The 20,664-nt window shown below is 45.7% G+C and carries 16 protein-coding genes; 6 read left to right on the forward strand and 10 right to left on the reverse strand.

The features are described from left to right. Positions 1 to 52: 52 nt before the first annotated feature. Complete coding sequence (glyA, locus tag EKN56_RS17720; RefSeq protein WP_130593022.1) at positions 53 to 1,306, reverse strand: serine hydroxymethyltransferase; 1,254 nt, start codon at positions 1,304 to 1,306, stop codon at positions 53 to 55. A gap of 317 nt (positions 1,307 to 1,623) precedes the next feature. On the opposite strand from glyA, the gene hmpA reads away from it, so the two are divergent. Further along, a complete protein-coding gene (gene hmpA, locus EKN56_RS17725; protein WP_221931553.1) occupies positions 1,624 to 2,811 on the forward strand; it encodes an NO-inducible flavohemoprotein in 1,188 nt (395 codons plus the stop codon). Positions 2,812 to 2,879: 68 nt separating this feature from the next. Here the strand turns inward: hmpA and glnB are convergent, their stop codons facing one another. From glnB to purL, 6 genes are all read right to left on the reverse strand, one after another. Continuing rightward, complete coding sequence (glnB, locus tag EKN56_RS17730) at positions 2,880 to 3,218, reverse strand: nitrogen regulatory protein P-II (RefSeq protein ID WP_108901578.1); 339 nt, start codon at positions 3,216 to 3,218, stop codon at positions 2,880 to 2,882. A 13-nt stretch (positions 3,219 to 3,231) separates the two neighbouring features. Continuing rightward, the gene (locus tag EKN56_RS17735) at positions 3,232 to 4,851 is read right to left on the reverse strand and encodes an NAD+ synthase (RefSeq protein ID WP_130593024.1); all 1,620 of its coding nucleotides are present in this window, start codon (positions 4,849 to 4,851) and stop codon (positions 3,232 to 3,234) included. Positions 4,852 to 4,928: 77 nt separating this feature from the next. After that, on the reverse strand, positions 4,929 to 6,266 hold the full coding sequence (glrR, locus tag EKN56_RS17740) for a two-component system response regulator GlrR (protein ID WP_130593025.1): 1,338 nt from the start codon (positions 6,264 to 6,266) through the stop codon (positions 4,929 to 4,931). 29 nt (positions 6,267 to 6,295) lie between these two features. Then, entirely contained in the window at positions 6,296 to 7,372 is a 1,077-nt protein-coding gene (locus EKN56_RS17745) for a hypothetical protein (protein WP_130593026.1), read from the reverse strand. A 6-nt stretch (positions 7,373 to 7,378) separates the two neighbouring features. Then, positions 7,379 to 8,827 (reverse strand): sensor histidine kinase, encoded by a 1,449-nt coding sequence (locus EKN56_RS17750; protein ID WP_407656497.1) that lies wholly within the window; start codon positions 8,825 to 8,827, stop codon positions 7,379 to 7,381. Positions 8,828 to 9,719: 892 nt separating this feature from the next. Beyond that, entirely contained in the window at positions 9,720 to 13,607 is a 3,888-nt protein-coding gene (gene purL, locus EKN56_RS17755) for a phosphoribosylformylglycinamidine synthase (RefSeq protein WP_130593028.1), read from the reverse strand. Between the two features lie 426 nt (positions 13,608 to 14,033). On the opposite strand from purL, the gene mltF reads away from it, so the two are divergent. Beyond that, complete coding sequence (gene mltF, locus EKN56_RS17760) at positions 14,034 to 15,527, forward strand: membrane-bound lytic murein transglycosylase MltF (RefSeq protein ID WP_130593029.1); 1,494 nt, start codon at positions 14,034 to 14,036, stop codon at positions 15,525 to 15,527. A 15-nt stretch (positions 15,528 to 15,542) separates the two neighbouring features. Here the strand turns inward: mltF and tadA are convergent, their stop codons facing one another. Together tadA and yfhb are read right to left on the reverse strand one after the other, a co-directional pair. Then, positions 15,543 to 16,040, reverse strand: a complete 498-nt coding sequence (gene tadA / locus EKN56_RS17765; RefSeq protein ID WP_130593770.1) for a tRNA adenosine(34) deaminase TadA — start codon at positions 16,038 to 16,040, stop codon at positions 15,543 to 15,545. A gap of 53 nt (positions 16,041 to 16,093) precedes the next feature. Next, complete coding sequence (yfhb, locus tag EKN56_RS17770; RefSeq protein WP_130593030.1) at positions 16,094 to 16,735, reverse strand: phosphatidylglycerophosphatase C; 642 nt, start codon at positions 16,733 to 16,735, stop codon at positions 16,094 to 16,096. A 198-nt stretch (positions 16,736 to 16,933) separates the two neighbouring features. Here yfhb and EKN56_RS17775 point away from each other — a divergent pair, with 198 nt between their 5' ends. The 3 genes from EKN56_RS17775 to EKN56_RS17785 all read left to right on the forward strand — a co-directional run bounded on the left by EKN56_RS17775 (position 16,934) and on the right by EKN56_RS17785 (position 18,901). After that, positions 16,934 to 17,737 (forward strand): helix-turn-helix domain-containing protein, encoded by an 804-nt coding sequence (locus EKN56_RS17775; RefSeq protein WP_210405312.1) that lies wholly within the window; start codon positions 16,934 to 16,936, stop codon positions 17,735 to 17,737. A 90-nt stretch (positions 17,738 to 17,827) separates the two neighbouring features. Further along, entirely contained in the window at positions 17,828 to 18,439 is a 612-nt protein-coding gene (locus EKN56_RS17780) for a LysE family translocator (RefSeq protein WP_130593031.1), read from the forward strand. A 201-nt stretch (positions 18,440 to 18,640) separates the two neighbouring features. Beyond that, the gene (locus tag EKN56_RS17785; protein ID WP_130593032.1) at positions 18,641 to 18,901 is read left to right on the forward strand and encodes a YfhL family 4Fe-4S dicluster ferredoxin; all 261 of its coding nucleotides are present in this window, start codon (positions 18,641 to 18,643) and stop codon (positions 18,899 to 18,901) included. 72 nt (positions 18,902 to 18,973) lie between these two features. On the opposite strand, the gene EKN56_RS17790 is transcribed toward EKN56_RS17785, so the two are convergent. Continuing rightward, positions 18,974 to 20,017, reverse strand: coding sequence for a tRNA/rRNA methyltransferase (locus EKN56_RS17790; RefSeq protein ID WP_130593033.1), 1,044 nt, complete (start codon positions 20,015 to 20,017; stop codon positions 18,974 to 18,976). A 181-nt stretch (positions 20,018 to 20,198) separates the two neighbouring features. Here EKN56_RS17790 and trxC point away from each other — a divergent pair, with 181 nt between their 5' ends. Continuing rightward, positions 20,199 to 20,630, forward strand: coding sequence for a thioredoxin TrxC (gene trxC, locus EKN56_RS17795; protein ID WP_130593034.1), 432 nt, complete (start codon positions 20,199 to 20,201; stop codon positions 20,628 to 20,630). The last annotated feature ends 34 nt before the right edge of the window (positions 20,631 to 20,664 follow it).

The following is a 20,664-nucleotide window of genomic DNA, read 5'->3' on the forward strand; positions in this document are numbered from 1 at the left end:
GGGCACTGATAATCACTGTATATGAAAATCAGCGTGATTGCTGTTGGAACGACTATGCGTAAACCGGATAACGTTTACAAATATCCAGAACCTTAGCTTTCACGGCCGCAATAACAGCTTCATCATTGATGTTATCCAGCACGTCACAGATCCAACCGGCCAGTTCACGAACTTCTGCTTCTTTAAAGCCACGACGGGTTACCGCAGGAGTACCAATACGTACACCTGAAGTCACAAACGGGCTTCTTGGATCGTTTGGTACGCTGTTTTTGTTAACCGTAATGTTGGCTCTGCCTAAAGCAGCATCCGCATCTTTACCGGTGATATCTTTATCCACCAGATCCAGCAGCATCAGATGGTTTTGAGTTCCACCGGAAACAATCTTATATCCGCGAGATTTAAATACTTCCACCATCGCTTTCGCGTTTTTAGCAACCTGCTGCTGGTAAGTTTTAAACTCAGGCTCCATTGCCTCTTTTAACGCTACCGCTTTTGCTGCAATCACGTGCATTAACGGACCGCCCTGACCACCAGGGAATACCGCTGAGTTCAGTTTTTTATACAGCTCTTCATCACCACCCTTGGCTAAAATCAGACCACCGCGAGGGCCCGCCAGAGTTTTATGCGTGGTGGTGGTAACCACGTGCGCATGAGGAACCGGGTTTGGATAAACATCAGCGGCAATCAGGCCAGCAACGTGGGCCATATCAACAAACAGGTAAGCACCAATTTTGTCTGCAATTTCACGCATTTTTGCCCAGTCAACGATACCGGAATAGGCAGAGAAACCACCGATGATCATTTTTGGTTTGTGAATTTCAGCCTGACGAGCCAGATCGTCATAGTCAATTTGACCGCTTTCATCAATACCATAAGGTACGATGTTATATAACTTACCGGAGAAGTTAACCGGTGAACCGTGGGTCAGGTGACCACCGTGCGCCAGGTTCATCCCCAGTACGGTATCTCCCGGATTCAGTAACGCCATATAAACCGCAGAGTTAGCTTGTGAACCGGAATGCGGTTGCACGTTAGCATAGTCAGCACCAAACAGCTCTTTAGCACGATCGATAGCCAATTGTTCAACAATATCAACATACTCACAGCCACCGTAATAACGCTTACCCGGGTACCCTTCGGCATATTTATTGGTTAATTGAGTTCCCTGAGCCTGCATTACGCGTGGGCTGGTATAGTTTTCAGAAGCAATCAACTCGATATGCTCTTCCTGGCGAACATTCTCTTTTTGTATGGCCTGCCATAATTCGGCATCATAATCGGCAATGTTCATGTCTCGCTTTAACATCCGCATCTCCTGAGTAAGCTAATTAACTGGTAAAAGGTGCAACTAAGTACAACATCGAACCAGTGTAATATGTTTTCATCTTGTTAAATAGACCCAAATTAAGGTTTTTACGCAAACGTTTGCTTTTCGTCCAATAAAGAACAAAAGTAACCATAAAGTGCCTACATACTCGGCTTTTCACTTATTAATGGAATCATCTTACTGATTTGACTGTCAATTTAACTGCTATTTTTGTATGGGTATATCTATTGACATAGATCAATTAAAACATGTATTTTAAATATATGTTAATTAATCCCTATCAAAAGGATATGAGAATGCTCGACAGTCAAACTATTGCTACCATTAAAGCCACCATACCCGTATTAACCGCTACTGGTCCATCGTTAACCGCGCATTTTTACGATCGTATGTTTCAACATCATCCTGAACTGAAAGATATTTTTAACCTGAGCCATCAGTTCAGTGGTGCCCAGCGTGAAGCATTGTTTAATGCCATATGCGCTTATGCGGTCAATATTGAAAATTTACCGGCGATCCTTCCGGCAGTTGAACGTATTGCCCAGAAACACTCCAGTTTTAACATTAAGCCAGAGCAATATGCCATTGTTGGCGAACACTTACTTGCTACATTGGATGAGATGCTGAGCCCCGGCGAAGAAGTGCTTAACGCCTGGGGTAAAGCCTATCAGGTACTGGCTGATGTGTTTATCAAACGGGAACGTGAAATTTATCAGCAGGTCGCTGAAAAACAGGGCGGCTGGGAAGGCTTACGTCCATTCCGTATTGTTAAAAAACAGCAGGAAAGTGAAATTATCACCAGCTTTGAGCTGGAACCGGTCGACGGCAAACCCGTAGCTGATTTTATACCGGGCCAATATATCGCTCTCTATTTGCAAAGTGACAGTCTGGAATACCAGGAAATTCGTCAGTACTCATTAACTCACGCACCAAACGGTAAATATTACCGTATTGCCGTTAAGCGCGAACCGCAGGGTAAAGCCTCAAACTATCTTCATGATGTTGCTCAACAGGGAGATATTCTTAAGCTGGCACCACCTTATGGTGATTTCCATCTGGATGTTAAATCGAATACCCCAGTTGCATTAATCTCTGGTGGTGTAGGTCTGACGCCAATGTTGGGTATGCTAAATACGTTAAAAGCACAATCACACCAAGGTCCGGTTTACTGGCTGCACGCCACTGAACGTTCTGGTGTTCATGCTTTCCGTCAGGAAGTAAGCCAACTGCTTGAGACCATGCCAAATACGGAAGCGCATATTTGGTATCAGCATCCTCAAAATAGTGACCTGAATGAATCCAACCATTATCAAGGTTTAATGGATCTCGCAAAACTGAAGTCCACTCTTAATCAGGCTGATATGCACTATTACTTCTGTGGACCGGTGCCATTTATGCAATTCGTTGCTCAACAGCTAATCAGTTGGGGAGTTAATCCACAACAGCTTCATTACGAATGTTTTGGTCCACATAAGGTGTTATAAGCCAACTGCTTATAAAAGAATGAATAAGCCGTTACCAGTCAAGGTAACGGCTTACAGAGGAAGAGAAATCAGATTGCGTCTTCGTCTTGTTCGCCGGTACGAATACGCACCACGCGAGCCACATCAAAGACAAAAATCTTACCGTCACCAATCTTACCCGTCTGCGCGGTATTCATGATGGTTTCGACGCAGGTATCAACAATATCGTCAGCCACAACAATTTCAATTTTCACCTTTGGCAGAAAATCCACCATATACTCAGCGCCGCGATACAGTTCCGTATGCCCTTTCTGGCGGCCAAAACCTTTTACTTCCGTTACCGTCATGCCGGTAATGCCCACTTCCGCCAGCGCTTCTCGAACATCGTCTAACTTAAACGGCTTAATGATTGCGTCAATCTTCTTCATAAAAGTCAAACCCTTACCAATTTTTACGGCCAAAGCCGGAAGTGATCGGATAACGCCGATCTTTGCCAAAGTTACGTGCAGTAATCCTTGGGCCTACCGGTGACTGCCGGCGCTTATACTCATTAATATCAACCAGGCGGATAACCTTACGCACAATCGCCTCATCGAAGCCTTCCCCTACCAGTTGCTCTACCGACATATCCCGTTCCACATAGCCATCAAGGATCTTATCCAGTACCGGATAAGGCGGCAGGCTATCTTCATCTTTCTGATCCGGAGCCAGCTCCGCAGAAGGTGGACGGTCAATCACTCGCTGAGGAATGACCGGTGAACGAGTATTACGATATTCCGATAGTTTAAACACCAGTGTTTTTGGTACATCTTTTAATACATCAAAACCACCCGCCATATCACCATAAAGCGTCGAATACCCTACGGCGATCTCACTTTTATTTCCGGTGGTTAACACCAGACTACCGCGTTTATTTGATAGCCCCATTAAGATTACTCCACGGCAGCGGGCCTGTAGGTTTTCTTCGGTAGTATCACGGCGGGTGTTAACAAACATTGGTGCCAGTTGAGTCATAAAGGCATCAAAAATCGGCTCAATGGAGATAACATCAAACTCAACGCCCAGCGTTTCTGCCTCTTCCCGCGCATCTTCAATACTGATTTCTGCGGTATAGCGGAATGGCATCATCACTGCCTGAACTTTCTCTTTGCCCAAGGCATCAACGGCAATCGCCAACGTTAAGGCTGAATCAATACCGCCGGATAAACCAAGAATAGCCCCTTTAAAACCGTTCTTGTTGGCGTAATCGCGTACTGCCAGTACCAACGCATCATAAATGAGTGAAAGTTCTGATGGCTGCTCTGGCAACACCATGGATTCAATATGATAGTTGTTAAACTTAACTAACTGAGTCTGCTCTTTAAATGCCGCCAGCTTGTGCGTCATATTGCCTGTTGCATCAAAAACCTTGGAACAGCCGTCAAAAATCAGTTCATCCTGACCACCTACCTGATTCAAATACACCAGCGGTAAGTGGGTACGATGGCAATGTTCTGCCAGCAATTGATTACGAATATATGGCTTTTCACGATTATAAGGCGAGGCGTTAATTGACAGGATCATATCAACATTAGCGGCTTTCAGTGCATCAACCGGGCCGTTAAACCACAGGTCTTCACAGATCAGTAAACCAACACGGTAACCTTTAAAATCAACATAGCAAGTTCTGTCATCCGCATTGAAATAGCGTTTCTCATCGAATACGCCATAGTTGGGCAACTGTTGCTTGTAATAGCGGGTAACCAGATTTCCCTGCCAGAACATGGAAAGTGCATTATACAAATGCCCATTGTCCCGCCATGGATGCCCCACAATAACGGCGGTCTCAGAGGAAGCGGCCTGTAATCGGGCTAATTGTTCATCACAACGTTGATAGAGATCGTCACGATAAAGTAAATCTTCCGGTGGATAACCGGTCAGGGCCAGCTCAGAAAACAGCACCAGGTCGGCTCCCGCCTGCTGCTGTTCGCTGATGGTTTGTAGCATTCGGTTAGTGTTACCTTCAATATCACCAACCAGCCAATTTAACTGCGCTAATGCGATAGAGAGAGCTTTGCTCATATCAATTCACTGTTCGCTATCAGGTTACAAAGGCAGCAGTATAAATGACTGTCGCCCGGATTAAAAAAGATTAAACGCTACTCTTTAAAATCGTTCGCATCTAATTCATGGCGTGACAACAATTTATAAAACTCAGTTCGGTTTCGCCCTGCCATACGAGCGGCATGGGTAACGTTACCTTTCGTCATCTGTAAAAGCTTGCGTAAATAGAGCAGTTCAAACTGATTACGCGCTTCAACAAAGGTTGGCAATGCAGTATTTTCACCATCCAAAGCCTGTTGTACCAATGCTTCATTGATAACCGGTGTACTGGTCAGTGCAACGCACTGCTCAATGACGTTAACCAACTGGCGCACATTACCCGGCCAACTGGCAGCCATTAAACGCTTCATGGCATCGGTAGAAAAACTGCGTACAAAAGGCTTATGGCGTTTTGCTGATTCGCGTAACAGATGGTCAGCTAACAACGGAATATCCTCTGCTCGTTCATTTAACGCAGGAATTTTCAGGGTAACCACATTCAGACGATAATAGAGGTCTTCACGGAATTCTCCTTTCGCCATGGCTTTCGGTAAGTCGCGGTGAGTCGCCGAGATAATCCGTACATCAATGTCCAGATCGCGATTGCTGCCTAATGGACGCACCTTGCGTTCCTGCAATACGCGCAGCAGTTTTACCTGCAGCGGTAATGGCATATCACCGATCTCATCCAGAAACAGCGTACCACCGGTAGCCGCCTGAAACAGGCCATCACGACTGCTGACAGCACCGGTAAATGCGCCCTTGGCATGTCCGAATAGCTCAGACTCCAGTAACTGTTCCGGCAATGCGCCACAGTTAATAGCAATAAAGGGCTTATTTCCCCGTGGGCTGGCGCTATGTATCGCTTTGGCCAGTACCTCTTTACCGGTTCCACTCAGGCCGTTAATCAGCACGCTTACATCAGACTGCGCTACCATTTTTGCTTGTTCAAGCAGACGTAGCATCAGCGGACTGCGGGTCACAATATTTTCCCGCCAGCTTTCATCACCCGCCGGTACTTTCATTACCAGAGCATCATCAATGGCTTTATACAGCGCGTCGCGATCCACCGGTTTCGTCAGGAAGCTAAATACACCCTGCTGCGTCGCAGCAACCGCATCAGGAATAGAGCCATGGGCAGTGAGAATAATGACCGGCATACCTGGCTGATGTTTTTGTATTTCATTAAACAGCGCCATACCGTCCATTTCATCCATGCGCAGATCGCTGATAACCAGATCTATCTGTTCACGACCTAAACGACGTAATGCTTCTTGTCCACTCTCCGCCGTCGTGACATTGAAACCCTCGCTGGTCAGGCGCATTCCCAATAGCTTTAACAGACTGGGATCGTCATCAACCAGTAATAAATTGGCAGGCTTACGCGATGTCATATCAACTAAACTCCTTAATAACGGCTGGTCTATTTTTTCTCTACTGCTGGAGTATCTGCTTTAGCCGGAGCAGTTGTTGCCGGTGGCTGTGCTGGTTTGGCACTCTCTTTTTCTGTTTTGTTCTGAGGCGTTACTGGCTTATCCACTGCTGGGGCAACCGCTTTTACCGGCTCCGCAGGTTTATCACCCACGGTGGGTTTAGCCTCTGGTGTGGATTTAACTTCTGGCGTAGATTTTGCTGGTTCAACCGCTTTTTCACCTGCTGCTGGTTTAGCATCAGGCGCTATCTTTTGAGCCGCTGACGCTGGCTGCGTTGTTCCTGCTGGCTTTTCTGGCACCACCGGAGGTGTCGGGATAACGACTGGTGCTGGTTCAGTTTTTGCTGCACTACCAATAGTGCTATCGGCAGGAAGATTCTTACGTGATGAGAGCTGACGTTCAATATCTGTCAGGTTCTCCAGCTTGCGCGTCATCTCATTAAGCTGATGTTTAGTATCCTGTAACTGAGCGTGCAGCGCATCCATTTGTGTGTCATTACTTTCTTTTTGGCGCTGATGACGAACTCTTTCATCCGACAGGCTAAGTTCCATCGACTGTTCATCTGTCCAGAGTTGAATCAGAGAATAGACCGTATCCGGATACATTGAACGGAAATTCTTTAGCTGCTCCAGTGAACGACGACGTTCCGAATTATTGACCTCAACCCGGGATAACAAGACGGCGCGCTTCATGACACCATCCCAGGTTGTCGTTTCATATTCACCGGATTGTGCCTGAGCCCGGGAAGCTGGAAGCGACTGAGAACAAGTAATCAGGCGTAGCCAATACAATGAGTTAGCGTAAGTTTCACTGTCCTGAGCTTTCCAGATATTACCGTCACAACTCACTCGCGAGTAATCACTGACTTTGCGATTTGGCGTTTCATAACGAATTTCACCCGATGCACTTTCAGTAAACGACTGATAGCTACATCCGGCCAACATCACAGGCAGCATAAAAGCTGAAAGCGTTAGTGCTTTCTGCCATCGGCCCGTCACCCCCAGCGAATTCAGCGGGCTAAGCGTAGAATGATAATTTAAATCTTGTTTGGTAAACCTTTTAGGCATTATGCATTACTTCTCAGCAGTTAACGGTAGTTCAATTCGAAAGCACACATCGGCATAGTCTACATCGACCAGCAGCAATTCACCGTCCATCTGACGGATACAATCACGGGCAATGCTCAATCCCAAGCCACTGCCTTTTACCGCCCCTTTTCTCTGGCGGCTCCCCTGATAAAACGGCTCAAACAGCATCGTTTTTTCCTGAGGCAGGATTTTTTCTCCGGTATTGGCGATATCTATTTGAATAGATTGCCCAACCTGACGACTAATAACCCAAATGGTACCGGATTCCGCGCCATAGTGCACTGCATTGGAATAGAGATTATCAAGAACACGCATTAATAATACCGATTCTGCCCAACAATGGCTCAGTGCCAGCTGGCATTCCGTGCGCATAAGTTTAGCCCGTGCAGGCAAACTATGGGCGGAAATTACCGCAGAAACCATAACCTGCAGATCAAGATGCTCTTTTTCGGTACGTACATCCGTCTGGTTACGGTTGTAATCCAGAAGTTGTTCAATCAGTTGTTGTAAATGTCGGCTACTGTTATCCAGTATAGACACGACCTCTTTTTGATCGTCGGTTAACGGTCCGACAACCTGATCCAGCAATAATTCCGTACCTTCACGCATGCTGGCCAGCGGTGTTTTTAGTTCATGAGAGATATGCCGCAAAAATTCATGGCGCTGTGATTCTAACCACGAAAGACGTTCACTCAACCAGACAATACGTTGTGCCAGAGACTGGATCTCCCTCGGTCCCTTAAATGCGGTGAGGTTACTCAGAGACTTTCCCTCTCCCAAACGGTTAATCATACGCTCAACCCGTTTTACAGGCCCAATGATCATTCGGGTAAACAGGAAAACCAAAAATACGCTAAGCAAAAACAGCAACAGCGCCTGTTGTCCAAAGAAGTAACCTTTATCCGCAATGGCCTGCTGTAATTTTTCACCGCGAGAGAAAATAATAGCTCGTGTAGCCTGAACCATATCCGCGTTTGCTTTGGAGAACTGCTCTAATAAAATGGACGACTCTTCATTTGGCCCACTATTCTTACAGTGAATTTCGGCCAGCCCCGCCTGCTGCTGCTTAAGCGTTTTATAATAGTTTTGATCGGGAATAATTGCTGCATGCATCTCCAACATTTCAGCATATTGTTGACGCTGGTTTAGATAGAGCGTCTCCAGCGTTTTATCACCCAATACACAATATTGCCGATAGCTGCGCTCCATACTAAGTGCCAGATTGGTCATCGCTTCACTACGTCGCGCATCTTTCAGCGTCGTATTGTTACTATCCGCAGCCTGCTCACTAAGCAAATCTAAACTTTTATAAGCCTGATAAGCCAAAATCAACAACGGCAATAGCACCAGCAAGAATGCCAGTAACACCAGTTGACGAAGGGAATGAGGAAAACGGTTCAATTTTTTCAACCTGATACTCTCATGGTAAATCAATCAGTAACGATGCTAACTAACCCTGATGGAAGAAAATAGTGCTTTAACCTGTTTCATCAAAGATTTTCTTACGTCTGGATTGCCCCGCATTTGTCCATTAGCGGCATAATAACTCAAAAAACAGCTAAACGGCTTTTCTGTGTTAAACCGTTTAGCTACTGCCATATCGCAGCCAAAAAAAAAGCACTTAACCAAAAGATGGTAAGTGCCTAACGAATTTCGTCTACTTTTGTGCGTGAATTCCCGAAGGACGTTGCCATCCTTCGGGAGAAATACGTGGATGTCCTGAGTTTTCGTCTTCTGAGTGATGTAGGCATAACCTGACATCGATAGACCTGACGAATAACATCCATATGTGTCAATAATTGATGAAGTGTTGTTCATAACAGCAGGTTCATCACAACCTGACACAGGCTGGCACCTCACTCAACGTGTCGTCTGATGTTTGATAAGCTGCCGAAGCAGTGAATATCGGGTTGGTAGACGATAGGTACCATGGCTTTGGCATCATTCTAAGGCTTATGTAGCACCACAAATTGTGTTCTGACATAAAAAGGTGAATGAGCGACGCATAAGATAATGCACGTAGCGTGCCACATTTAAAATAAATATCACAACATATTGATAAATATAATATTTTATTTTTATCTGATAGCTAGGGTAATTTTGTAGCGCTACTCTCATGGTGAATCTCTGCTCGATCTGTCTCTAAAAACCGACAGTGTTTTATCTCACTTTAATTATTTAACAAAATCATGTGGTTATATGTCTCTTATTTGAGACATCTTATTACCCCTATTGTCTGCATTTACCAACAGAACTAAGAAATCCCTTATTTTTCATATTATTAAAAAGGCGACTTTCGTCGCCTTTTTATTATAAACAGCTGCTATTAACCAAGCTGCTTACGGGCATTACGGAACAACCGCATCCATGGTCCATCTTCGCCCCACTCCGCCGGATGCCAGGAATTGCTCACCGTACGGAAAACACGCTCAGGGTGAGGCATCATTAACGTAATCCGTCCATCCTTATTGGTGATTGCCGTGATTCCTTTTGGTGAACCATTCGGGTTAGCCGGATAGTTCCCAGTAACCTGACCGAAATTATCCACATAACGCATAGAAACCAGCCCGGATTGATCTAATGCCGTCAAATGTTGTGCATCACGGACTTCGACCCGCCCTTCACCATGAGAAACCACAATCGGTAAGCGTGAACCTTCCATACCTTGCAGCAACAACGATGGGCTACGTGTCACTTCCACCAGGCTAAAGCGCGCTTCAAAACGTTCTGACAGGTTACGTACAAAGCGTGGCCAGTGTTCGGAACCCGGAATCAACTCACTCAGGTTAGACATCATCTGACAGCCATTACAGACGCCAAGAGACAACGTATCCTGACGATTAAAGAAAGCATCAAACTGATCGCGTACCCGATTATTAAACAGTACCGACTTCGCCCATCCTTCTCCGGCACCTAATACGTCACCATAAGAGAAGCCACCGCAGGCCACCAGCGTATGGAAACCATCTAACTGCATGCTTCCCGACAGTAAATCACTCATATGTACGTCAACAGCATCAAACCCCGCACGATGGAAAGCGGCCGCCATCTCAACGTGAGAGTTAACGCCTTGCTCGCGCAGCACCGCAACCCGAGGGCGTACCTGTTTAGCAATATAAGGAGCGGCAATGTCTTCTTTAACATCGAAGCTCAGATTGACATTCAAACCTGGGTCATTCGCCTGTTGTTTTGCCTGATGTTCCATATCAGCGCAGTCCGGATTATCGCGCAGGCGTTGCATCTGCCATGTTGTTTCAGCCCACCACATACGTAATGTTTGACGGCTTTGCTTATAGACTGGCTTGTCACCATAAAAAATATCGATTTCATCACCCGACACGGCACAACCAATGTGATGTACACAGTCAGTTAACCCAAACGATGACAGGCAAGCTTTCACTTCAGCGAGTTTGGCCTGAGAAACCTGAATAACGGCCCCCAGCTCTTCATTAAACAGAACCGATAACATATCGCTATCCAGCGATTGCAGATCGACCTTTAATCCACAATGACCGGCAAATGCCATTTCCGCCAGCGTTACCATTAATCCGCCATCAGAACGGTCGTGATAAGCCAAAAGTGAACGTCGGGCTACCAAAGCCTGCATCGCATTAAAGAAAGCCGCCAATTTATCCGCACTGTGTACGTCTGCCGGCTTATCGCCCAGTTGACGATATACCTGAGCTAATGCTGTCGCTCCCAGTCCATTTCGGCCTTCGCCAAGATCGATAAGCAACAATGCATTGTCTTCTTCAGTATGCAGTTGCGGAGTAACCGTACTACGTACATCCTCCACTCGGGCAAACGCGGTAATCACCAGCGACAGCGGAGAGGTCATCTCCAGAGTTTCACCTTCTTGCTGCCAGCGGGTTTTCATTGACATCGAATCTTTACCCACTGGAATGGTGATGCCTAATGCAGGGCACAGTTCTTCACCCACCGCTTTTACTGCAGCATACAGGCCGGCATCTTCTCCCGGATGGCCAGCAGCGGCCATCCAGTTAGCAGAAAGTTTAATGCGCTTTAACCCACCGATTTGAGTTGCAGCAATATTAGTTAGCGCTTCCCCTACAGCCAGACGAGCTGAAGCAGAGAAATCCAGTAACGCAACCGGTGCTCGCTCACCTAAAGACATGGCCTCGCCATAATAGCTGTCATAACTGGCGGTGGTCACAGCACAATCCGCAACCGGAATTTGCCATGGACCAACCATTTGATCACGAGCCACCATACCGGTGACTGAACGGTCTCCAATGGTGATCAGGAAAGTTTTTTCTGCCACCGTTGGTAAATGCAGGACGCGCTTAACCGCTTCTTCCAGCGAAATATCCGCGTTTATTAACGGCTGAGAGACAGAGTTTAATGTTTTGACATCCCGAACCATTTTCGGTGTTTTACCCAGCAGGACATCTAACGGCAGGTCAATAGGGTCGTTGTCAAAATGACGATCGTGAAGGGTCAGCTGTTTTTCTTCTGTTGCCTCACCAATTACCGCATAAGGTGCGCGTTCACGGCGGCACAGGCTATCAAACAACGCTAACTTTTCTGGCGCTACCGCCAGAACATAACGCTCCTGAGATTCATTACACCAAACCTCTAATGGGCTCATTCCTGGCTCATCATTGAGAATGTCACGTAGCTCAAACTTACCGCCACGATTACCATCGCTAACTAATTCAGGCATCGCATTGGATAAACCACCAGCACCAACGTCATGGATAAACAGAATCGGGTTATCATCACCCAACTGCCAACAGCGATCGATCACCTCCTGACAGCGACGTTCCATTTCAGGGTTATCACGCTGTACTGATGCAAAATCCAGATCTGCATCAGATTGGCCCGAAGCCATTGAAGAAGCAGTCCCACCGCCAAGACCGATATTCATCGCTGGTCCACCCAATACAATCAGTTTGGCACCAACGGTAATTTCACCTTTTTGTACGTGGTCGGCTCGAATATTGCCAATACCACCCGCCAGCATAATTGGCTTATGGTAACCGCGCAGTTCCAGACCGTTATGGCTGTTCACTTTTTCTTCATAAGTGCGAAAATAGCCTAATAATGCTGGGCGACCAAACTCATTATTAAACGCCGCGCCGCCAAGCGGCCCCTCGGTCATAATATCCAGTGCGTTAACGATACGATCGGGTTTACCGAAGTCTTGCTCCCACGGTTGTTCAAAACCGGGAATACGCAGGTTAGAAACCGAAAAGCCAACCAGGCCCGCTTTGGGTTTTGCACCACGACCGGTTGCACCTTCATCACGAATTTCACCACCGGAACCCGTTGCTGCTCCCGGCCATGGAGAAATGGCTGTTGGATGGTTATGGGTTTCTACCTTCATCAGAATATGCGCGGCTTCCTGATGATAGTCATAAACACCACTATCAGGCTTGGCAAAGAAGCGCCCCACTTCAGAGCCTTCCATTACCGCAGCATTATCCTTATAAGCAGACAGAACGTAGTCCGGTGTCTGCTCATAGGTATTCTTAATCATTTTAAACAGCGATTTGGGCTGCGTTTTACCATCAATCACCCAGTCAGCATTAAAGATTTTATGCCGACAGTGCTCAGAGTTAGCCTGAGCGAACATGTAGAGTTCAATATCGGTTGGATTGCGCTGTAAGCCGGTAAAGGCATCCAGCAGATAGTCAATTTCATCGGGTGCTAACGCCAGCCCAAGCTTTTCGTTAGCTTTTTCCAGCGCCTGGCGACCTTCAGTCAGCACATCAACTACCACAAATGGCGCTGGCTGATGCTGAGAAAACAACGCTTGCGCTTGCTGAGGTTCAGTAAACACGCATTCCATCATTCGATCGTGCAATAAACCGGACAAAATGTGCCATTGAGACTCAGAAAGATTTTCCGCCTGAATATAGTAGGCGATCCCCCGCTCTAAACGGTGGATCTGTGACAATCCACAGTTATGTGCAATATCCGTCGCTTTCGATGCCCAGGGAGAAATGGTTCCCGGCCTTGGCGTCACCAGTAACAAGCGTCCCTGTGGCTCGTGTTCTGCCAGTGATGGACCATATTTCAGCAACCGCTTTAACTTTGTCAGTTCATCTTCTGACAATGGTGTGATCAAGTCCGCAAAGTGCACATATTCAGCATAAATATCGCTGACCGGCAGTTGGAGATCCTGACAAAGAGACAGTAACTTATTGATACGAAAAGCAGATAAAGCAGGCGAGCCACGCAAAATTTCCATAGTAGAATTTCTCTGGTCTAAAGAGGCCATCACAATAGGTACCTTAATCCAATCGGTTTCATATTTCAGTAAAACCCCTGAAAAACCGCCTATTGTGATGACCTCTAAGGCTTAAGCGGAAAAAACTGCGCCTATTATAGAGAATCAAACTCAATGACGAAACCGTTTGCGTAGCTATTATTTTTCACCCGAATAATGAATCTGATGAAACATAGTATTTGCTATGTTGTCTTTAGTTAAGCAAAATGCCTGTCTATAAATTCAGGACTATCCCTTTCCTGATGAAAAATTAACTGAGAATTCCATTTATTATCAAACGATAAGCAGCTATACGAGATAACCCAAACTAGAGTGATTTCAAAGCCCATGAATGTTTAACTCTATTCGTATTCAGCAAAAAAATTCACCTGATTTAGAGAACGATATTTGAAGCCATTAAAGATTAACTATCTGTTTATTGGTGTTGTCACACTGCTACTGGCCTTAGCCATGTGGCCAACGCTGCAATGGTGCGGCGATAACAGCACTCAATTACAGAAAATTAAGCAACGCGGCGTCCTCAATGTTGCCACTCTTAACGTTACTCCCTACTACTATCAAAGTAGCACCGGGATTGACGGCCTCGACTATGAGCTGGCGAAACAGTTTGCTGACTATCTTGGTGTTAAATTAAATATTGAAACCGAACACAACGTTACCAGCCTGTTTACTCAGTTAGAAAATGGTGACACTGATATGCTGGCTGCGGGGCTTATCTTTAACCCTGAGCGTATGAAAAACCTGAATGTTGGTCCTGCCTACTATTCTGTTTCACAACAGTTGGTTTATCGCCAAAATATGCCCAAGCCCCAATCACTGGCCAATATTAAAGGTAAGTTAACGGTGGTGGCTGGTGCTGCCAGTATTTCTACATTACATCAGCTAAAAAAGAGTAAGTATCCCGATCTCAGTTGGGATGCAACACCCTCCGATTCTTCTGTTGATCTGTTAAAGCAAGTGGCCGATGGCAAACTGGATTACACCATTGCCGACTCCGTCACTATTGCCATGATTCAGCGAGTTTATCCTAACCTGGCAGTAGCTTTCGATATCACGGAAGAAGAGCCGGTGATGTGGTACGTGCGTAAAACGGAAGATAACAGTCTGGATGCCGCCATGCTGAACTTCTTCAACCAAATTAATGAAGATGGCACGCTGGCAAAGCTGGAAGAGAAATATCTGGGTCACGTCGGTGAATTTGACTATGTCGACACCAAAACCTTTCTAAATGCTATTGATAATACGCTTCCCGGCCTGAAACCTCTGTTCGAGAAATATGCCAAAGGGATCGACTGGCGTCTGGCTGCTGCAATTGCCTATCAGGAATCACACTGGAACCCAACTGCAACCTCAGCGACTGGTGTACGCGGTATTATGATGCTTACCCGCAGTACCGCTGACTCATTGGGAGTTACTGACCGTCTGGATCCTGAACAAAGCATTCGCGGAGGATTGACCTATTTGGAACAACTGATGGCAAAAATTCCGGATAGCGTTCCCGAAGAGGAAAAAATCTGGTTTGCTCTGATTGCCTATAATATGGGATATGCCCATATGTTGGATGCCAGAAGTCTGACGGCACAACAAGGTGGGAATCCGGACAGTTGGGTAGATGTTAAAAAACGTCTAACTATGCTAACTCAGAAACAGTATTACAGTAAAACCCGCTATGGCTATGCTCGTGGCTATCAGGCTTATCAATTTGTTGAGAATATTCGCCGTTATCAACTTAGTCTGGAAGGTTATCTGCAGGAAAAAGATCGTCAGTTAGCTAAAGCCAGACAAACTGCAGCGCAAGACGCTGAATTGGGTAAATCTTACCCGGCGATTAAACCCAATCAGTTTCAGCTCAGGCAGCCAATACCTCGGGAACAAAACTAATCATTAATGCGGCAATTAACTCAGACCCTGCCGCAACATTTTCTGTAATTTTATCTGTTCCCGTCGACGTTTAAAAAAGTCACTTAACCTTGCAGAACACTCTTCCGCCAATATACCAGCTGTCACTTCAACATGATGATTCATACCGGGGTGCCCCAAAATATCCATCAAAGAACCGGCAGCTCCGGTTTTTAAATCGCTGGCACCATAAACTAAACGCTGAATACGGCTGTGTACCATTGCCCCTGCGCACATCACACAAGGTTCTAACGTGACATATAACGTGGTATTTAATAACCGGTAGTTTTGCAGCGCTAACCCACCTTGCTGTAATACCATGATCTCTGCATGAGCGGTGGGATTATGGGTACTAATAGGCCGATTCCAGCCTTCAGCAATCACCTGATTATCTTGTACTAACACTGCGCCAACGGGAATCTCCCCTTCTTTGTCGGCCCGCTCAGCTAGCTCCAGCGCATAGCGCATCCAGTCTTCGTCACTGTAATGCGTCATCATCATTAATTACTCTACCTTTTATATTAATCACTATCATCGGTTAGCGATGATTACTCCAGTTCTTTTAGATTACCCTGACCATCAACCCGCCATCGATGCTGGCAGCAGGCAAGCACCGGGTCGTCCTGAATACTGTCGCTGTAGCCGCTATATAGTGACAGCGGTTTACCTAAACGTTGTTCTAGTTCAACAACCTTTTGTTTGCCTAAGCAGCGCATATCAATAACCCAGCCGCCATAGCGACTAACCATTTGGCTACCCACCAGATTAACTTTCCCCAGAAAGAAAGAGTCCGCATAAGCCTCTTCAACCAGGCGTTGAGGTGAACCTGTCAGTAACCATACTTGAGTATTCTCATCATTCAAATATTCCGCCAAACGCCCCTGAACAACCGGGAAAGGAACCACACCCTGTCGGAAGTTTTGAATAAACTGCTGTTCCAGCCATTTCAATCGTGCTTCATTCTGACCCGCAGTAATGGCCCATAACATTAAACTCATTGGCCAACGGCTATTACGTCCATTAATCAGCAAGCCTAAAACAATGACCGGCAGCAGAGGTATCAGAATAATCAGATTAGCCGGCAAGCGACGAATCATATAACGAAGAAAACTGCCAAACAGATCCTGTTGGTGCAATGTTCCATCCAGATCGAAAAACACGTTCCTTTGTTGTGATTGGTTATCTGACACGCTAACTCCTAAAATTTTCTGTCTGAAACAGGATGTTAATATTCGCTAATATCCGGCTATTCAGCGGCATATATAATAAGTATACCGTTTATTGCTGTTTTTATCGCAGGGAAAAGGGATACCTATTGTGAAGAAGCGGTATTCGCTATCCGTACCATCCCTGATATAGTCGGTGAATACCATCAGGAGATTTATCTTATGACCAGAATTCATTATGCACATGCCCACAAAACCTATACACCGGGTCTGGAAATGATGTCTCTGGTTTCAAACAGTACATTTCCCCGCCACTTTCATGAATTATTCGGTATTGGCATGATTAGAAGCGGAGGCCACCGTTCATGGAGTGGTATAGGTCAGATTCAAGCTCTCCCCGGAGACTTGATTACGGTTAACCCTGGAGAAATACACGATGGAATGTCAATTGGTAGCCATGTGAGGCAGTGGGATATGTTCTATTTTGATCCTACCTTTGTCGCCAATACGTTAGCAGATGAAGCTGACAGCTATAGCGAAATTACTCGCCCGGCGCTGAATGACATCCGATTTGCTGGGATATTTTCAGCATTCTGCAACGTTATTAACACCAAAACTCCGGACATGATGGCAATAGAAGAGATGAACCAATTGCTGTTGCATTACACTTTTCGCCATTATGGAACCAGATACTATCGGCCTGTTACTCATTCTCCGGCGGTCACTTTAGCGCGACAACGTCTTGATGATGCTCCTGAACAACCAGTTTCACTTCAGGAATTAGCACACCTTACTAACCTAAGCCGTTTTCAGCTATTGCGTGGATTCGCCAAAGAAGTGGGATTACCTCCACACGCTTATTTGCTTCAACGACGCGTTCATTTAGCCCGCAAATTACTGGCAACCAATAAAAGCCTCAGCGATACAGCTCTTGAGGCTGGCTTTGCCGATCAAAGCCATATGACCCGCGCTTTTACCCGTTTATTAGGGATCACTCCGGGTCGCTTACGCCAGTCACTTATCTGATAGCTTTCTGCAATTTCGTTCAAGACACCTCCCAGTTCATTCTGCCATCTTCAGCATCAAATAAATGTCTTACCTGATTCAGGAGAAAAGATGAGTGCTGAATTTCTAATTACGGCTCTGGTCATTGCCATTTTACCGGGTGCTGGTGTTTTTTATACTTTAGCCAGTGGATTGTCTGGTGGTCATAGGGCAAGCTTTGCGGCTTCATTTGGAGGTACACTGGGTATAGTTCCCCATATGCTGGCTGCTATTTCTGGCTTAGCTGTTATTTTACATACCCATAGCTATCTTTTTGAGGTGTTAAAATATGCCGGAGTGGTCTATTTAATCGTTATGGCATGGAATATGTTGAAATCCAAAGGTTCTTTTACTATTGAACTAAATAGTCCTCCATCATCCTCGCGAAAAATTATCGTTTCTGGCGTATTACTAAATATTTTAAATCCAAAGTTAACGCTATTTTTCTTTGCCCTTTTACCACAATTTATCAACCCGAATGATAATGATTATTTACAGGAAATGATGGCTATGAGTGCTGTATTTATGCTGATTACCTTTATTGTATTTATTATTTATGGCGTGTTCGCTTCTAGCATTAGAGGTTATATTGTCACTCGTCCACATCTCATAGAAATAATGAGACGCTGTTTTGCCGGGATATTTTTGTTGTTGGCAATAAAACTGGCTATCACCCCCAGATAAATAATGCTTTAGCTGCAACCAACATTGGAACTGAGCTGCATGGATGGCTTAGTTCCAATTTGCTCTACACTATGGTTATTGGGCTATCACCAGTTTTATGCTACAGTGCGCGACATTCATCTCTCCCCGGCATTGACAGGCCCCGTTCGACTACGTTTTTAGTTAACCGAAATGGATAGCATCTTTAGGTAATGTATTAAAATGGCTTTACTCATTACAAAGCGCTGTATCAACTGTGATATGTGCGAACCAGAATGCCCAAATCAGGCAATTGCTATGGGTGCTGAGATTTATGAAATAAATCCCGACCTTTGCACCGAATGTGTCGGTCACTATGATGAACCAACCTGCATGAAAGTCTGCCCGATTGATAACACCATCATTCATGATCCTGCACATAAAGAGAGTAATGAACAACTGTGGGATAAATTTGTGCTACTTCATCACTCAGATAAACTCTGATGAATTAATATCGCAATCCGCAATAAAAAAGAGCGCATCGCGCTCTTTTTTAGTTTTGGTGATCAACCTCTATTATCGAGAGGCGTTTTGACGCCACCATTCTGCCAGTAGGATACCGGTCGCTACAGAAACGTTCAGACTTTCGACGTTGCCGGTTCCTGCAATCGAAACGCTCACATCGCTTTGCTTCATGGTTACATCTGACAGACCATCACGCTCTTCACCCAACACCAGTACGGTTTTCGCCGGTAAAACAGCTTCTGATAACGGTGTTCCCTTATGGCTGGATGTGGTCACGATGGTATAACCCGCGCGACGGAATAAATCTAATGCCTGAGGGAAATCATCAATACCGATAGCGGTTAAATGTTCTGCACCACCTTCTGCGGTACGAATAGCAGCACCAGATTCAAGCATACCAGGGTCACGCAGCAGAACGCCTTTCACACCAAAGTGAGCACAGGAGCGCATCATACCGCCCAGATTATGTGGGTTTCCTACGTTTTCTAACGCCAGTACACAATCGCTTTTTCCGGCTTTCGCCAAATAATCCGCCACGGTTAAACCACCGCGTTTCTTAATCAGGAAGCAAACGCCACCGTGATGCTCAGTACCCGACACGCGAATAAGCTCTTCTTCATCAACTACGTGGTAGGCTTTGCGGTTAGCTGCCATCCAACGCAGAGCTTCGCGAAATCTTGGAGTTACCGACTGGATGAAATAGGCACGGACGATAGCATCAGGGCGACTTTGGAACAGTGCCTGGCAAGCATTTTCACCATACACTTTGGTCTCTTCTTCACGTTGACGACGCAATTGAGCCGGATCGATCTGACTTTTGCCGCTAATTCCGCCATGGTCAAAAGGTTCTGGCTCACTGACATCTTGCAACTTTGCTTGCCATGGTGAACGAGGCGGTTTTTCATTGGCACTACGGACCGGACGATGCGGAAGATCTTTATCTCCCCAACGTGCATTTTTATCGCCCCGATCGTTACTTCTGTTTGCCGGGCGCTTTTTATCTGAGCGACGGTTATTCTTATCATCTTTGTTGTCGTCACCGCGGACGTACATTACTTTAACTTTGCCGTTCTTACCGCTAAAAGAGTCATTCATACCTATATCTCCACTTCCACATCGCATCCGGCGCGCAGATTACCTGATGTTATGTCGGTAAGCCACCATCATCTGCCAAAAGTCTAAATCTATTATAACTATCGACGAAATCACATTGTTGATAGTTAATCATTTGTACATAATAAGTGAAATCAATGTGTAATTTCACTGAGGTAACAGCATGAATACCCTTTGTCCTTCTTGTCTGACTACAAATCGAATCCCTGAAGATCGTATTCAGGAAGATGCAAAATGTGGCCGCTGTGGACATGAGCTTTTTGATGGCGAAGTCATTAACGCTAACAAAGCTTCTTTTGATTCATTATTAAATGACGACCTTCCTGTCGTCGTTGATTTCTGGGCTCCATGGTGCGGCCCGTGCGTCAACTTTGCCCCGATCTTCGAAGATGTCGCTCAAGAAAGGGAAAGAGAAGTCCGCTTTGTAAAAGTCGACACCGAAGCCGAACAGGAACTGAGTGCTCGTTTTGGTATCCGTAGTATACCTACCATTATGGTATTCAAGAAGGGACAACGTATAGATATGTTGAACGGAGCCCTTCCAAAAGCCTCTTTTGACCAATGGCTGAGTGAAGTTTTAGCTAAAAATAGTTAGCACTCGGCAGTAAATCTGAGGGTTTCGCTAAAAA

Origin of the sequence: Limnobaculum zhutongyuii (genome assembly GCF_004295645.1) — a bacterium.
Lineage (GTDB): Bacteria > Pseudomonadota > Gammaproteobacteria > Enterobacterales > Enterobacteriaceae > Limnobaculum > Limnobaculum zhutongyuii.

What these genes read in the sequence shown, in the direction of transcription:
- EKN56_RS17775 (WP_210405312.1), top strand. Translation starts at nt 16,934, where the DNA reads ATGACCAGAATTCATTATGCACATGCCCACAAAACCTATACACCGGGT.
- hmpA (WP_221931553.1), top strand. Translation starts at nt 1,624, where the DNA reads ATGCTCGACAGTCAAACTATTGCTACCATTAAAGCCACCATACCCGTA.
- glrR (WP_130593025.1), bottom strand. Translation starts at nt 6,266, where the DNA reads ATGACATCGCGTAAGCCTGCCAATTTATTACTGGTTGATGACGATCCC.
- purL (WP_130593028.1), bottom strand. Translation starts at nt 13,607, where the DNA reads ATGGAAATTTTGCGTGGCTCGCCTGCTTTATCTGCTTTTCGTATCAAT.
- EKN56_RS17735 (WP_130593024.1), bottom strand. Translation starts at nt 4,851, where the DNA reads ATGAGCAAAGCTCTCTCTATCGCATTAGCGCAGTTAAATTGGCTGGTT.
- EKN56_RS17780 (WP_130593031.1), top strand. Translation starts at nt 17,828, where the DNA reads ATGAGTGCTGAATTTCTAATTACGGCTCTGGTCATTGCCATTTTACCG.
- glyA (WP_130593022.1), bottom strand. Translation starts at nt 1,306, where the DNA reads ATGTTAAAGCGAGACATGAACATTGCCGATTATGATGCCGAATTATGG.
- EKN56_RS17745 (WP_130593026.1), bottom strand. Translation starts at nt 7,372, where the DNA reads ATGCCTAAAAGGTTTACCAAACAAGATTTAAATTATCATTCTACGCTT.
- tadA (WP_130593770.1), bottom strand. Translation starts at nt 16,040, where the DNA reads ATGACGCATTACAGTGACGAAGACTGGATGCGCTATGCGCTGGAGCTA.
- trxC (WP_130593034.1), top strand. Translation starts at nt 20,199, where the DNA reads ATGAATACCCTTTGTCCTTCTTGTCTGACTACAAATCGAATCCCTGAA.
- EKN56_RS17785 (WP_130593032.1), top strand. Translation starts at nt 18,641, where the DNA reads ATGGCTTTACTCATTACAAAGCGCTGTATCAACTGTGATATGTGCGAA.
- glnB (WP_108901578.1), bottom strand. Translation starts at nt 3,218, where the DNA reads ATGAAGAAGATTGACGCAATCATTAAGCCGTTTAAGTTAGACGATGTT.
- EKN56_RS17790 (WP_130593033.1), bottom strand. Translation starts at nt 20,017, where the DNA reads ATGAATGACTCTTTTAGCGGTAAGAACGGCAAAGTTAAAGTAATGTAC.